Origin of the sequence: Bradyrhizobium sp. CCBAU 25338 (assembly GCF_028128965.1) — a bacterium.
Classification (GTDB): Bacteria; Pseudomonadota; Alphaproteobacteria; order Rhizobiales; family Xanthobacteraceae; genus Bradyrhizobium; species Bradyrhizobium liaoningense.
On record NZ_LFKY01000043.1, the window covers coordinates 148,706 to 163,927 of the forward strand.

10 protein-coding genes and 1 pseudogene are annotated in these 15,222 nt (G+C 65.6%); 3 read left to right on the top strand and 8 right to left on the bottom strand.

Annotation, left to right across the window (positions count from 1 at the left end):
* Positions 1–31: 31 nt before the first annotated feature.
* From ACM42_RS34270 to ACM42_RS34285, 4 genes and pseudogenes are all read right to left on the bottom strand, one after another.
* Positions 32–1,231, bottom strand: coding sequence for an efflux RND transporter periplasmic adaptor subunit (locus ACM42_RS34270; protein WP_271532550.1), 1,200 nt, complete (start codon positions 1,229–1,231; stop codon positions 32–34).
* Positions 1,232–1,233: 2 nt separating this feature from the next.
* A complete protein-coding gene (locus tag ACM42_RS34275; RefSeq protein ID WP_271532552.1) occupies positions 1,234–3,597 on the bottom strand; it encodes an ABC transporter permease in 2,364 nt (787 codons plus the stop codon).
* Entirely contained in the window at positions 3,594–4,331 is a 738-nt protein-coding gene (locus ACM42_RS34280) for an ABC transporter ATP-binding protein (protein ID WP_271532553.1), read from the bottom strand. The genes ACM42_RS34275 and ACM42_RS34280 overlap by 4 nt, the downstream gene beginning before the upstream one ends.
* Before the next feature lie 46 nt (positions 4,332–4,377).
* A pseudogene (locus ACM42_RS34285) lies at positions 4,378–4,581 on the bottom strand (universal stress protein); the annotation flags it as partial.
* A 483-nt stretch (positions 4,582–5,064) separates the two neighbouring features.
* Here ACM42_RS34285 and ACM42_RS34290 point away from each other — a divergent pair.
* From ACM42_RS34290 to ACM42_RS34300, 3 genes are read left to right on the top strand one after another with little or no spacing between them, the layout of a single operon-like run.
* Positions 5,065–5,244, top strand: coding sequence for a hypothetical protein (locus ACM42_RS34290; protein WP_271532556.1), 180 nt, complete (start codon positions 5,065–5,067; stop codon positions 5,242–5,244).
* Complete coding sequence (locus ACM42_RS34295; RefSeq protein ID WP_271532558.1) at positions 5,241–6,524, top strand: MgtC/SapB family protein; 1,284 nt, start codon at positions 5,241–5,243, stop codon at positions 6,522–6,524. The genes ACM42_RS34290 and ACM42_RS34295 overlap by 4 nt, the downstream gene beginning before the upstream one ends.
* Before the next feature lie 21 nt (positions 6,525–6,545).
* A complete protein-coding gene (locus ACM42_RS34300; protein ID WP_271532560.1) occupies positions 6,546–9,200 on the top strand; it encodes a cation-translocating P-type ATPase in 2,655 nt (884 codons plus the stop codon).
* 537 nt (positions 9,201–9,737) lie between these two features.
* On the opposite strand, the gene ACM42_RS34305 is transcribed toward ACM42_RS34300, so the two are convergent.
* From ACM42_RS34305 to ACM42_RS34320, 4 genes are read right to left on the bottom strand one after another with little or no spacing between them, the layout of a single operon-like run.
* Positions 9,738–10,724, bottom strand: a complete 987-nt coding sequence (locus ACM42_RS34305; protein WP_271532562.1) for a Bug family tripartite tricarboxylate transporter substrate binding protein — start codon at positions 10,722–10,724, stop codon at positions 9,738–9,740.
* A complete protein-coding gene (locus ACM42_RS34310; RefSeq protein WP_271532564.1) occupies positions 10,721–12,358 on the bottom strand; it encodes a hydantoinase B/oxoprolinase family protein in 1,638 nt (545 codons plus the stop codon). The genes ACM42_RS34305 and ACM42_RS34310 overlap by 4 nt, the downstream gene beginning before the upstream one ends.
* The gene (locus tag ACM42_RS34315) at positions 12,355–13,977 is read right to left on the bottom strand and encodes a hydantoinase/oxoprolinase family protein (protein ID WP_271532566.1); all 1,623 of its coding nucleotides are present in this window, start codon (positions 13,975–13,977) and stop codon (positions 12,355–12,357) included. Before ACM42_RS34315 ends, ACM42_RS34310 begins: the two co-directional genes overlap by 4 nt.
* Entirely contained in the window at positions 13,974–15,212 is a 1,239-nt protein-coding gene (locus tag ACM42_RS34320) for an NAD(P)/FAD-dependent oxidoreductase (protein ID WP_271532567.1), read from the bottom strand. The genes ACM42_RS34315 and ACM42_RS34320 overlap by 4 nt, the downstream gene beginning before the upstream one ends.
* Positions 15,213–15,222: the final 10 nt, after the last annotated feature.

Here is a 15,222-nt window from a genome sequence, read left to right on the forward strand (position 1 = left end):
AGCGGCCCGCGCGAAATCCCGTGCGGTCTCCTCAGCCCGATCGTCGCGCGATGCGTATACCCGGCGCAACTCGGTCGCTGGGATACACAATGATCTGCTCCCCTGGAGTGAGGCCGGAAGCGACGGCCGCGACGCGACCCGAACGGCGCAGGAGCTCGATCTGGCGCAATTCGGCGCGCCCGTCCTTCGCGACATAGACGTTCCAGCCCTCCCCGCGACGAAACAACGCGCCGGATGGGACGATCATGGCATCGTCCCGCGCGAAGACGGTGATCCGAACATCCACCTGATAGGCATCTCCGAGTCGAGCCCACTGCTCCAGGGGCGAGAGGATGTCGACCAGAACATTGACCCTCTGCTCCTCGACCCCGAGGGTCGAGATCTTCGTGAAAGCCGCCGGCTCAACCCGGCGCACCCTACCCTTCAGCGTTCCCTCTCCACCCCAATGGTCGATAGTGACATCGGCTCCGGGGCGGATCTCCACGGCATCGGTGCTGAGAACGTCGACCACGACTTCGAGATCCCTGGCATCGCCGATGTCCAGCAAGGGCGTGCCCGGCTGCACGATCGTCTCGCTTTCCTGCGCGACCTTCAGCACCACGCCAGCGACCGGCGACGCAACGTTCCAGCTGTCCGGCTGCCCGTTTCCGTCGTTACCGTAGCGTGCCAGCAATGCGCGCATTTGGCTGATCTCATGCTCGGCCGCGTGATTCTGGAATTCCGCCGCCCGCAGATCCCGGTCGGCAAGCCGTACCGCAAGCTCTGCACGTTCGAGCGCCTGCGTCGTTGCGGCTCCTTGCTGGGCCAAAGTCCGCGTCCGCGCCATATCGGTGTTGGCCTGATCGCTCTGGGCCCGGGCCCGCTCGACGACCGCCTTGGTGCGCTCGAGATTGGCTTCAGCCGTTCCCAGTCTTTCCTCGACCTCGCGGCGGGTCCGGGGGTCCATCAGCGGCGCCGGGGATGGGGTGATGGTCGCGACGACGTCGTCGACCTGAACTTGATCGCCAACCTTGAAGCGGATCCGGCTCAGCCGCCCCGCAAGCGGCGCGGCAACCGCGTATCGCTCGCGCACGCGCGTCTTGCCGTCCTCATCGACGGTGGCAACGAACTTTCCCTTCGTCACGACGGCAGTCTCGACCGGCACTGGTGCTGGGCTCAAGAACCAGGCCGTAATTCCGACGGCGGCCAGAAGCCCGACAGCGATCGCGATATGGCGGCCCGTGATGTGCATGCTTATTCCCTGGTCTTGAGAGCTGCGACCAGATCAATTCGATCAACTCGGCCTTTGACGATGCGGGCGCTGGCGGCGGCCGCAGCCAGCACGACACCGACTGCAATGAGATAAGTCTGCGGCGCGATCACGGCGGGTATCTGGAAGCTCTCGTTGGAGTGAAATCTGGCGATCAGGCCTATAACAAAGTGAGAGAGCGGTAGGCCGATCAGAATCCCCAGCACGATCTCGATTGCGAACTCGCCGAACAGGATGCCCGCAACCTCGCCGCGCGTAAAGCCCAGCACCCGAAGACTGGCCAGCTCCCATGCGCGCTCCTGCAGGCTGATGCGCGCACTGTTGTAGACGACCCCCACCGTGATGATCGTGGCGAAGGCCGCAAGGATGCCGGCGGTTACCAAAACGAGACCGGCGATCTTCTCCATGAACGAAGAGAGCGTATACGCCTTCATCGTCACAGACTCGATGGTCGGCAGGTTCTTGAACCTGCGCCCTAACGCCGACATCGCTGTCGGCTCGACATACAGGCTCGCCGCCGAAACCACCGCGCCCTCGCCGGTGAAGCGGTTCAGGGTCTCGATCTCCATGTACGAGGCCATTCCGATCGACTCATCGACGATGGCGCAAACCGGCAGGTCGCGCTTGCGCCGCCGCCCTTCCATCGCCTCGACCGCAATGAGGTCGCCGGCTTTCACCTCGAGCCGCTCGGCAAGCCGCCGGGTGAGCGTAATCCCGTCGGGCGTGGCCGCGATCGGGCGCAGCATGGCGTCATGGGGTCGGCGCAGCTGGTCGCCTGCCGACAGGCCGATCACCGAAGTCAGATAGTTGCGCTGCCCGGCGCGAAGGCGCACCGGCACGATGCGCTGCCCCTCCGCCACAAGAACGCCTGGCTCGCGCGCCAGATCGCGCATAATGGAACGATCCATGGGGTGCGGAAACGTCACCCTCGTATTGCCGCGCTCCACCAAATTGAACTGGAGATCAACCATCTCGTCGATGGCATCGCGCCAAAAGATTCCCAGCACCATCATTGGAACGGCAAAGGCCACCCCGGCCACGGTCAACAGCGAACGAAACGGGCGTCCGGCGGTATTCCGCAGGATCATCAGGCGGCGAGATCTGGTCCCGGTGCCTGGCAGAAGCGCTTCGATCCACGAGCGGCGAAAACCTAGCGGCGCGGCCGGTCGCATGGCGACCGCCGGCGCAAGGCGGACGACCTGCCGCAATGCAGTCAGGACGCCGAGCGACGCCGCGATCAGGCTGATCGCAACTCCGAGCGCCAGCGACCACGGCGTCAGCCGGAACGGCAGATCAGGCAAGCGAAAGAAGCCTTGATAGCTTGCAATCATCGCCTTTCCAAAGCCCCAGCCGGCCGCAATTCCAAGCGCGGATCCGATCAACACGATGATGAGGATGAGCTTGAGATAGTGCAGGGTCAGCGCCGCGGTTGGAAAGCCCAGTGCCTTCAACGCGGCAATCTGCTCGCGTTGGACCGCCACAATCCTCCCGAGAGCGCTATTGAGCAGGAACGCCGCAACCCCGAAAAAGATGAACGGGATCGTGGTCGACATCACCTTCTGCTGGTTCAATTCATCCTCGAGAAACCGGTTGGACGGCTGATCCCGTCGCGCGACGGCGCCGACCGACCCGTACGGTTCGAGCAACCGATCCAGTTCGTCGATCACGGGCTTCGGATCGGCACCCGGCGCCAGCGAGATCACGGCATCATTGAAGGCCGCCTTCATATCGAAGGCGGCTTCCGCCGCGCTGCGGTCGACCCAGAGAACGGCATAGAGCCGATCGTCCGGAATCGGCAGGCCCGGCTTGACCGCATAGACATATTCCGGCGACAGTGCGAGGCCGGAAACGCGGAATGCCTCCACCTTTCCATTGAGAAGCACGCGGATATCGTCACCTGGATTCACTCTGTTGGCCTCGGCGAACGCTTCGTTGACCGCTGCGCTCCTTGCGGAGCCGGGTCCAGGCGCCGCGCCGCGCCGCATGTGGAGTCGCGCAAGCCTTTCGTCGCCCGCATGATTGAGCGACACCATCCGGGCCGACACCGGCTGCGATGCTGCCGGCCAATCCACGATGACCTCGCGGACGATGCGGGGCTCCACGGTGGCCACGCCGGGAATCGCATTGAGCTGCGGAACGATCGACAGGGGCGCACGTTTGAGCGTCACGAAAACCTGCGGGAATCGTGCAACCGCGTAGAAGCGATCCACCGCCGAGCTGAGAGAGTCGTAAGTCGAGACCGAGCCAACGAAGACGGCGACGCCGGCGGCTACCAGCAGCGAGATCGTCAGCACTTGGCCCCGCATGCCGGCGATGTCGCGCAGCAGTTTTCGATCGAGCAGGCTCACCAGTGCACCTCGTCTGCCGAGAGGCGACGTGCATTGCGCTCCTCGCCGACGATCCGCCCACCACCGAGCCGCAGCACGCGATCTGCCATGCCCGCAATTGCGGCATTGTGCGTGATGATAATCGTTGTGGTGCCAAGGCGCTCATTGGCTCGCGCGATGGCCGCCAGCACCACCTTGCCGGTCTCGTAGTCCAGCGCGCCGGTCGGCTCGTCGCACAACAGCACATCCGGCGACTTGACGATGGCGCGGGCGACCGCGACGCGCTGCTGCTCGCCGCCGGACAGTTGCGAGGGGAAGTGATCGATCCGCTTCTCGAGCCCGACGAGGGCAAGCACCTCGCGCGGATCGAGCGGCTTGTCCGCAATCTCGGTCACCAGCGCGACATTCTCCAGCACCGTCAGGCTGGGAATGAGGTTGTAGAATTGAAAGACAAAGCCCACGTGCTCGCGCCGGTATCGGGTCAACTCCGCATCTGTCGCGCCGACCAGATTGTGGTCGCGCCAATGGGCCTCGCCCGAGGTCGGGCTGTCCAAGCCCCCCAGGATGTTCAGCAGGGTCGACTTGCCAGATCCGGACGGCCCGAGGAGGACGACGAACTCGCCTTCGAAAATGTCGAGATCGACGTCGCGAAGCGCATGCACGTCGATCTCGCCCATTCGATAGGTCTTCGAAAGCCCCTGCGCGTGAAATACCGGGGATCTCTTGCCATCCAGTTCGAGCGGTTGAGCGTCCATGGGCGTACCCTGCTTGCCGCCTTTCCGTGCTTTGCCTGCCGACTGATCAGTGGAACAACAGCACTGGAATCGGCGGCTTCGTCAGGATACTCCGGGTCGCGCCTCCCAATACGAACTCCCGGAAGCGGGAATGACCGTACGCTCCCATGACGAGGAGATCCGCCCTGCGGGAGGAAACCTGCTGCGTGAGAACCTTGCCGATGACCCGTCCAGCGGCATCGACCCCCTCGACGACCACATCGATGCCATACGCCGAGGCTTCCGGAAGCACCAGAGTCGGTCGCCCTGAATCTTTGACCGCCATTTGGAATCTCCAAACTGAAGCTACCGGAGGATATCCAAGCAAGTTCCAGACAGCTTGATCTAGCTCAGAGTACCGATGGCTTGGTCTGTCGGCCAGACGGCAGATCGCGGCCCACGGCAACCTCCCGCTCATCACGCAGACCGGCGCTTCATTCCGCAGACCGGGAGTCGTGCCTCCGAACAATCCCCGCGCACCCGGCGGTGCCGTAGCTCGCGCTCGATCAGATCAGCGGCAACATTCTCAGCCACTTTAACGAGCTCGCGGGCTTGCGACATCTCTGCGGCCGTCAGATTGACCGAAATCAAGAGGCCTCGTGGCGACCTCGTCGATATAGTTCCAACCTCTGGTCCTTGCATGAGATAACTCAAAGTGGATACCGTGCCGGGATATCCTGTCGCATCTGCGGCACGCTCGCGGCGGATGCATGCGATGCTGCCGCTCATTGCTGTCGTCGTCGGCCTCACCTTTCTCGAGCCAGCGGGCGTGGCACTTGATCTATTGCTGCCGGCGGTCACCATGACGTTGATACGAATCTGGCGGGGTTGGGCAGCAGCCGCGATCGAAGCACCGCCACAAGCACAAGAACGTGACGCCGTACAGTACACATGATGGATTTTCTGAAGCCGAGCCTAAGCCCCGACGTCATCGCCATCGTCGTTGCACTCGGCATCGGGCTCTTGATCGGTCTCGAGCGAGAACGCCGTAAGGGCGAGGGACCGGGGCGCTCGCCTGCCGGGCTGCGTACCTTTGCCGCGGCATCACTCGCCGGCGCCGTCAGCGTCATGATCGGGGGCAAGGGCCTGCTGGCGCTCGTGACCGCCGGGATCATGGCCCTGACTGCGATCGCCTATCTCCGGTCCAGGAGCGACGATCCCGGCTTGACTTCGGAGACGGCACTCATCCTGACGGTTCTGCTTGGCGGGCTGGCCACCCAGCGTCCCATTTTCGCCGCGGGCGTTGCCGTCATTCTGGCCATTCTGCTTGCAGGCCGTGCGGCATTGCACGACTTCGTCCGTACGGTGCTCAGCGACAACGAGGTCAAGGACTGCCTGATCTTTGCCGCCGCCACGCTCGTTGTCCTACCCTTGCTTCCGGATCAGCCGGTCGGCCCCTTTGGCGCGCTCAATCCACGCGCGATCTGGATCATCGTCATTCTGGTGATGGCCATCGGCGCCGCCGGGCATGTTGCAATACGCCTGCTCGGCGCAAGAGGCGGTCTCGCCATCTCAGGCTTCGCCTCGGGCTTTGTCTCCAGCACAGCCACGATCGGAGCGATGGGCGCGCGGGCTCGCAGGGCACCCGAGCTGCTTGGCGCCGCTACCGCCGGCGCAACGCTTTCGACCGTCGCAACGATCGTCCAGCTCGTCGCGGTGCTCGCAGCGACAAATCTCGCTACGTTGCAAAGTTTGATGGTTCCGCTCCTCTGTGCCGGTGCCGCGGCAAGTCTCTATGGCGCGATCTTCACGGTGAAGGGCATGCGAGAGACGAGCCCCGCCGAGCTCCAGCTCGGACGTGCTTTCAGCCTGCCGTCGGCCTTGTTGCTGGCCTTGACGCTCTCCGGAGTCCTCGTGCTCTCTGCCGGCCTGCGGGACGCGTTTGGGGAAATCGGCCTGCTGGTCAGCGCGGCCGTAGCCGGGTTCGCAGATACGCATTCGCCAGCCGTCGCCGCAGCCACCCTCGCCGCCTCGGGAAAGATCAGCTCCGCCGACGCTGTGGCTCCGATTCTGGCGGCGCTGTCGACAAATACGCTCAGCAAGATCGTCGTTGGCTGGGTCAGCGGCGGGCGCTCCTTCGCGCTGCGGCTGATCCCCGGCCTCGTGCTGGTCATCGTGGCCGCATGGGCCGGTGCAGTCGGGCCTGATGTCGCGCACCAAATGTTTCGGAGATAGCCGGGAAGAGGCGCAGGTCTGATGCCGAAGAGCGATTTGATGCATGAGGTTGGACTGACACCAGCGACCGCGCATTCGTTGCCGGCGAGCGAGATCCTTCGCGCGCTTCAAGTCGAGCCGGAGCAGGGCCTCGCGGAACACGAGGCGACGGAGCGCCGCATCCGCTTCGGTTCAAACGCGATCGCTGCAAGGAAGCGGATCAGCGCCCTGACCATACTTCTTCACCAGCTGCGGAGCCCGGTGGTCTACCTGCTGGCCGCAGCCGCTGCGCTCGCCTTCTGGTTCGGCGAACTCGCGGAAGGCGTGGCGATCGTCGCGGTTCTTGCGCTCAACACGCTTATCGGTTTCGTGACCGAAATCAGGGCAGCACGATCGATCGAGGCACTGCGCGCGCTTGGCCGGACATCGGCTCGCGTACGACGCGACGGTCACACGCGCGTGCTCCCGGCGGAGGACCTCGTACCCGGCGACATGCTCCTCGTCGAGGCGGGCGACGCGATCTCGGCTGACCTGCGCATCGTGGAAGCCTCGCGGCTTGCGGCCGACGAGTCGACCCTGACAGGCGAGTCGGTGCCGGTCGACAAGTCGCCCGAGCCGGCCGCCGAAGATGCACGAATCGCCGAGCGCACATCAATGCTGTTCAAGGGCACGGCCGTGACCCGCGGCAGCGGCCTTGGCGTTGCCGTCGCGACGGGCTCCCGGACGGAACTCGGCCGCATCTCTCACCTCGTCGAAGAAGCGGAGCCTGAGAGCTCACCGGTTGAACGCAGGCTCGCACGATTGTCCGGGCAGCTCGTTTGGGCGGTCGGGCTTCTGACCGTTGTGATCGCGGCGGTTGGAATAGCCAAGGGACAAGATGCTTTCCTGGTTGTGGAATCGTCGATCGCGCTCGCGGTGGCCGCCATTCCCGAGGGCCTGCCGATTGTGGCCACCCTCGCGCTTGCCCGCGGGATGTGGCGCATGGCCCGCCAGAATGCACTTCTGGAGCGGCTCTCCGCGGTCGAGACATTGGGCGCGACCACAGTGATCCTGACCGACAAGACCGGCACGCTCACCGAAAACCGGATGGCCGTGCGGCGCTTGTGGGTCGAATCCGGCGAAGTCGAAAAGGCCGGCGTGGAAGAGCTTGCCGGCGATGCGCTGCTCCAGCGGCTGCTGCACACAATGGTACTTTGCAACGAGGCCTCGCTTGGCCATGGGGGAGTAGCCCATAGCGGTGATCCCATGGAAGTGGCGCTGCTGCAGGCTGGCCGGGCGGCAGGTTTGAATCGCCACGAGCTGCTGCGCGGCTTTCCGATCGCGGCCAAGCACGCTTTCGACAACGAAAGCAAGATGATGGCGACCGTGCACCAGCACGGCGGCGCGTATTTCTATGCCGTGAAGGGTGCACCGGAGCATGTGCTCGCGGCGTGCACCGGCATGCTCACCGAGAACGGCGAGACGACACTGGACGAAGCCGCGCGCCGTCTGTGGAGCGGGCGGATTGCCGAGCTCGGACAGCACGGCCTGCGCGTGCTCGCCTGCGCAACCAAACTGGCGACATCGGCAGATGCTCAGCCCTATGGCCAGCTGATATTCGTGGGCCTCGTTGGCCTGGAAGACCCTGCGCGCGCCGACGTTCCGCAGGCGATCCGCGATTGCCGTCATGCCGGCATCCGCGTCGTCATGGTGACCGGCGATCATGCCGTCACGGCCCGCAGCATAGGCCGTGCGATCGGGCTCGAGGCTGACAATGTAGCAGAAGGCCGCCATGTCGAGCTTCTCGTCGAAAAGCATCCGCAGGAATTGAAGCGCGTTGGCATCTTCGCCCGCGTCAGCCCGGCGGAGAAACTTGCGATCGTACGCGCGTATCAGGCGTCCGGTGATATCGTCGCGATGACCGGGGATGGCGTGAACGATGCACCGGCGTTGAAGCAGGCCGACATCGGCGTGGCCATGGGCCTGCGCGGAACGGACGTCGCGCGCCAGGCGGCAGCGATGATCCTGCTCGACGACGCCTTTCCGACGATCGTCAAGGCAGTTCGGGAAGGGAGAATCATCTTCGGCAATATCCGTCGGGCCGCCGCTTACCTTCTGTCCTGCAACATCAGCGAGGTCCTGGTTGTTGGGATCGCGATCGCGGCGGCACTGCCCCTGCCGATCCTGCCGCTGCAGATCCTGTACTTGAATCTGGTGACCGACGTATTCCCCGCCTTCGCACTGGCAATGGGCGAGGGAGAACGCGATATTCTCGAGCGGCCGCCGCGCGATCCGAAGGAGCCGATCCTCGGTCGTCGGCAATGGACAACGATCGTGCTGCAGAGCATTCCGCTGGCGGGCGGAACTTTCGCGGCGCTTGGGCTGGCGCTTTCGGCCGGCTGGACCGGCGAGGCAGTGGTCACCACCACATTCCTGACGATCGCGTTCGCGCAACTCTGGCACGTTTTCGACATGCGCAGCAGCCGCTCCGGCGTCGTCGCCAACGAGGTCACGCGCAATCCATGGATCTGGGCCGCCGTCGGCCTCTGCGGCGCTCTGCTCGCGGTTCCTCCCTACTGGCCGCTGATGGCGGAGGTCTTGCACGTCACCCCCCCGACGGCGGCGATGTGGGCCGTCATCGTGGGCTGCAGCCTGGCACCATCGCTGCTAATTCAGGTCGGCCGCGCCATCATCGTGCTTGCCAATCGAGGTCGCTAAAGCATGATCCGGAAAAGTGCACAGCGGTTTTCCGAAAAGACCATGCTTAAACAACAACCTAAAGCGCGATGACGATTCATCCTATTCGCATCGCGCTTTAGACTCAGCTCACCGACATCGTGAGCAAGGACGCGAGCGAATTGAACGATCTGATTTGAGAGTTAGGTTTCGAATTTGCGGCATCAACAGAAAATCCGAGACGGGCCGGTTATACTCATTCCGCGAAACGTGTAAATTTCGCACGTGGCGGCAGTGTTCGACATGCAAAGCCGTCCCTCTCGTCAAAAAGCGGGTAAATGCGTCTCAGGCGGCTGATGCAGCAATTGACTGCGAAGCGCTCCTGCGGACCAAGACCGCTGATCTGTGGTTCAAAGGCGTCGTGGACCTGTTGCGGCGTGTCCGTTTCGGATCACGTAGGATACGTGAGTTGACCTCCTGGTCTCGCGGCAAAATCACAGACACGTCCGACAGCGCCGAAAATTCAAGGAGCTCTCTCTTCTTATCGGCGAGCAGCCGCACCGCGCCGGCGGCGCCAGCTCAATTCACCTGGGCACCCGAATACTTCACAATCGGCGTCCACTTGTTCACCTCGCTCGCTATAAAGGCCTTGAAGGCCTCAGGTGTCGAGCCCTGGACGATGAAGCCCTGCGCCGCAAAGTAGTCCTTGATGTCAGGAGATTGCAGGACTTTGTTCACTTCCGAGCTCAGCTTTTCGACCACCTCGGGCGGCGTGCCGGCCGGCGCAAACAGGCCTTGCCATGACAGCGCCTCGAAACCCTTCAGTCCCGCTTCATCCAGCGTCGGCACGTCCGGCAGCAGGGGGTGCCTGGTTTTCGAAGTGACGGCCAGCGCGCGAATCTTTCCGGCCTGAATCTGCGGCATCAGCACCAGGACGTCGCCGAACGTGACCTGGATCTGACCGCTCATCAGGTCGGTGAGCATGGCGGCGCTGCCGCGGTACGGAACGTGCACCATCGAGACATCGGCCGCCTGCTTGTACATCTCGCCGGTGAGATGCATCGACGTGCCGTTACCGGCCGAGCCGAAACTCAACTCGCCCGGTTTCGACTTGACGAGGGCGAGAAACTCGGCTGCCGTGTTCGCCTTCACGTCGGGATTGACGGCCAGCACCAGCGGCGCAGTTACCAACGTCGACAGCGGCGCGAAGTCCTTGATCACGTCGTAAGGCAATTTGGCGTACAGCGCCTGCGCGATGGCGTTGCTGCCGGTGACGCCGGCCAGCAGGGTGTAGCCGTCGGGGGCGGATTTGGCCACGAAGTCGGCGCCCAGGGCGCCGCCGGCGCCGGGTCGATTGTCGACCACGACCGGCTGGCCCCAGGCCGCGGCGAGCTTGTCGCCCACACGACGCGCGAGCACGTCGGTGCTGCCGCCCGGTGCGAAAGGCACGACGATGTGGATCGCCTTGTTCGGGTAGTTGGCTTGCGAATGACCCGGCGCGGGCAGCAGCATCGCGAGGCCAGCCAACGCCAGCGTCGCGCGGCGCGAAATCAGGAAGCGGATCATGGGCAACTCCTTGCGGGTGGATTGGCGGCTTCGGCTGGAGACAGGGATCCCCAGCCACCGCCGCCGGCGGTTTCGATGATCAGCAGGTCGCCGGCGGACCACGCGATGCGGGCGCGCGCAGGCAAGAGCTCGACCGCTCCGTCCACACGCAAAACCCGGGCCATAGACGTTGCGCCGGCCCCGCCGCCTTGAGCACCGCGCGCACGGCCGACATGGCGCTCGCCGCGATAGGCGATCCACCCCTGACCTTCGAGCAGCCGATAGGCGCGCCGCACGCCGTCGCCGCCGCATTGCAGACCGGCGCCGCCGCTGCCGCGGCGAATCTCGTAGCATTCCACGCGCAGCGGCGCTTCGGTCTCGATCACCTCCACGGGGGTATTGCGCGCATTGCCGACGTCGGTGGAGACGCCGGCGCGGCCGGGCGCGTGGACGCTGGCGCCGGCGCCGCTGGCGATGATCTCGGTCAACATCCAACGTCGCCCGTCCACCCGCGTGCCGCTGAGCGCGAGGACGGTGGCCACCCCGGCGTGCGGCGCCACGCCCATCCCGCTTGCCGACTGTGACCAGGCTCCAAGAATCGCGTTGCACGCCAGTTTCACGGTCGCCGTGCGCGCATTGACCGCCGCGGGCGGCGTCGGATTGACCAGGCTGCCCGTTGGAAGCTTCAGCGTCAGTGGCGCAAGGCAGCCGGCATTGTTGGGGGCGTCCGGTGCCAGCGTGCGCATGAAGAAGAGAGCCGCCGACAGCATCGCCGCCGGCGATGCATTGAGGGGCCCCCTCACCTGCGACGCGGTCCCCTCGAAGTCGATCACCAGTGTGTCACCCTGCTTGCGCAAGCTCACCACGATTGAAACCGGGGCGGTGTCGCTGCCATCGCCGTCGAGTTGATCGCGCCAGGTCCATTCGCCGTCGGGTGCGGCCGCAAGGGCGGCGCGGGTCATGCGTTCGGTCTGCGCAATCAAGGCATCGCAGACGTCGGCAAAACGAGGTCCGGTGTGACGCGCGATCTGCTTCAGTTCGCGCGCGCCTTGCGTCAGCGCCATCCACTGCGCTTCCAGGTCGCCGCGCAGATTGTCAGGCGTGCGTGAGTTGGCGGCCAGGATGGCGTCGATATCGGGCCGCACGCCTTCGGCGCTGCGCCAGCGCACGGGCGGCAGGCGCAGGCCCTCCTGGTACACTTCGGTTGCGTCGGGCGGAATAGAGCCGGCGGCCATGCCCCCGACATCCTGATGGTGCAAATTGGCGGCGGCGAAGGCGATCACCTCGCCATCGCGGAAGACCGGGTGGACCAGAGCCAGGTCCGGCAGATGCGTGCCGCCGGACCAGGGGTCGTTGAGCAGATAGGCGTCGCCCTCGGACATCGTTGCGAGCGGAAAGCGTGCGAGCACACCGGCAACGGCCGGAATCAGCGATCCCAGCAACAACGGCAGCGAGCGCGCCTGGGCGAGCAGGCGTCCGTCCGGCAGGAACAGCGCCGCGGCACAGTCGCCGCTCTCGCGGGCGATGGACGACACGGCGGCGCGCATCATGCAATGCTGCATGCGGTCGGCCGTGCCTTGCAGCGCCAGACGCAGCGGCTCCATGCGCAGTGCGATGACCGGATCAGGTGCGACGTCGCGCGCGCGCGGCATCATGCCTTCGCCTCCAGCGCCAGCGTCTGATCCGGCGTCAGCCGCCAGGACCAGCCCGCCGGCACGAAGGCGGTGGTCGTCGGCGCGAACAGAGAATGCGGCCCCTCGCCTTGCGGCGGCAGCGAATCCCACGGGCTTTCGCTCGTCGCCAGGCTGACGTCGCCCTCGTCCGGACTGTAGAGCATGCCCAGCGCCGCCATCACGCCGGCGTGCGGCATGACCAGCACACGGCGCATACCGGCCAGTTCGGCGATCTCGGCCGCATGCTGCGCGCCGCCGCCGCCGATGGCGACGAGCACCGCATCCGCCGGATCCAGGTTGCGCTGAAAGGCGTGGGTCTTGAGCGCCTCCGCCATCCCGGCGGCAGCCGCGCCCACGACGGCTTCAGCGGTTCGAAGCACTGACAAGCAGAGCGCGCCGGCCACGCCGCCAAGCGCGGCCTCCGCCGCGGCGCGGTCCAGCACGATCCCGCCGGCCAGCCGGTGCGGCAAGCGGTCCAGTACACACAGCGCATCGCTCAGCGTCGGCAAGTCACCGCCGAGACCAAAGGCGGCCGGTCCTGGCCAGGCTCCTTGCGAGCGCGGCCCCAGGCGCAGCGCGCCGCCCGGCAGCACCGATACCACGCTGCCACCCCCGATGCCGATGGAGGCGATATCCGCGCAGCGCTGACGGATCGGCAAGCCGCCGCATTCCAGCGCGTCGGTGAAGGTCGGCCTGCCGTCGAGCAGAATGCTGATGTCGGCGCTGGTGCCTCCGATATCCAGAACGATCGCGGGACCGGATGCTGCGAAGCCGGCGGCCACGCCCTGCAGCGCCGCGCAGGGACCGGACATGGCGAGGCCGATCGGCTGCTCGGCGAGATCATGCCAGGGCGCAGTGCCGCCGGCCGATCGCATCAGGCGCAGCGGCGGCAAGCCACGTATCTTCAATGCGTCGGCCAGCGCGCGCAGATAATTCGCTGCCAGCGGTTTGGCATAGGCGTCCAGCGCCGTAGTCAGCCAGCGCTCGAATTCCCGCGGTTGCGGATCGACTTCGCTGGACAGTGAAATGTGCAAGCTCGGAAGGCGCGCATGGAGCGCCGCACGCAGCGCGCGCTCATGGGTCGGATTGCGGTGCGAGAACAACAGACCGACCGCCAGCGCGCACACGCCGGCGTCGCTCACTGCATCCGCGATAGCGTCAACGGCCGACAGGTCGAGCGGCTCCACCTCCCGCCCCTCGGCATCGATGCGCCCGCCGATCTCGAAGCGCAGCGGCTCCGGAAACAGCTTTGCTTCGGGCACCGCCGGCATGATCACCGGCTCATACAGCTCCTTGCGGTCCTGGCGCGCCAGGACCGGTACGTCGCGCATGCCACGCGTCAGGACGAGGGCCACCGGCGGCTCGTTCAGTTCCAGCAGCAGATTGGTGATGACGGTGGAGCCGTGCACGACGCGGCCGACGTCATCTGCCACGATGCCCGCCTGCGCGCACAGCCGATCGAGCGCCTCGACGACCGGCTCCGCCAGCCGGCGTCCGGCGCGCGGATGTTTGAGCGATGCAACGTGCCCGTCGCTCCGCAAGGCCACCGCATCGATGAACGTGCCGCCCATGTCCACGGCGAGCGACCAGGACGCGCTCAACGGAAGCGCTCCGGCGAAAACGGCGTCAGGTCCACCTGCGTCGGACGTCCGGCCACCAGATGCGCGATCTCGCGGCCGGTCGCCGCGCCCATGCACATCCCCATATGGCCGTGGCCAAAGGCAAGCCAGGCGTTGTCGGCCGCGCGGACCGGACCGACCACGGGAAGACTGTCGGGAAGACAGGGACGATGGCCCATCCAGCGCGTGAAAGACGATGTGTCCAGGTGCGGGAACAATTGCTGTCCCTGACGAAGCAGAGCATCGGCACGCGCCATGTTGGGTAGCGCTTTCAAGCCGGCGAATTCCACGGTGCCGGCCAGCCGCAGACCCATGGCCATCGGATTGACCATCAGATTGTGCTCCACCGCCATCACGGTGTGGCGCAGGGCCAGGTTCGAGCTCTGCACAGTGACGTGGTAGCCGCGCTGCGTCTCCAGCATCACCGGGCTGTCGAGCTGTGCCGCCAATGCGCCCGACCAGGCCCCGGCTGCCACCACCACACCGTCCGCCGCCAGCGGCTCGCCGCGCTCCAACAGCACTGCCGTGACGCGCCGGCCCTGCCGCTCGAAACTGCGGACGCGGTCGCGGACGTGACGCGCGCCGTCGCCAATGCAGCGATTGTAGATCGCCTTGACGAGGGCAGATGGATCGGATGTGGAGCCGTTATCGGGCGCCAGAATGCCGAACCGAAAACGTCCCTTCAGGTCCGGCTCGAGGCTTTCCAGCTCGTCCTGCTCCACGTCCAGCATCCGCACGCCCAGCGATCGCCGCAGATTCATGCCCCAGGCCCACTGCGCCGCTGTCTCGCGAGAGGAAAAGACGTACAGGCAACCGCTCCGTCGCACCAACTCCTGCGCATCGGCATGGGCCACCAGCGGATCGTAGCAGTCGAAGATCGGCGACAGCAGCGTCCGCAACGCGGTGGCGATGCGTGTCACCTCTTCGCGTGATGAATGATGCAGCATGCGCAGCAGCCATGGCGCCACGAGCGGGGCATAGGCCCAACGCACCGTCAGCGGTCCCAATGGGTCCAGCAGCCAGCGCGGGACCTTCTTCCACATGCCTGGCATGCCCACCGGCAGGCAGGCGCTGGGCGAAAGCGAGCCGGCATTGCCGAAGGAGCAGGCCTCGCCCGCGTCCAGCGGGTCGACGAAGGTCACCGCGTGACCGTCGCGCTGCAGCCACGCCGCAGTGCAAGCGCCGACGATTCCGGTTCCTATGACGACAATGTGCATGCGGGAATTC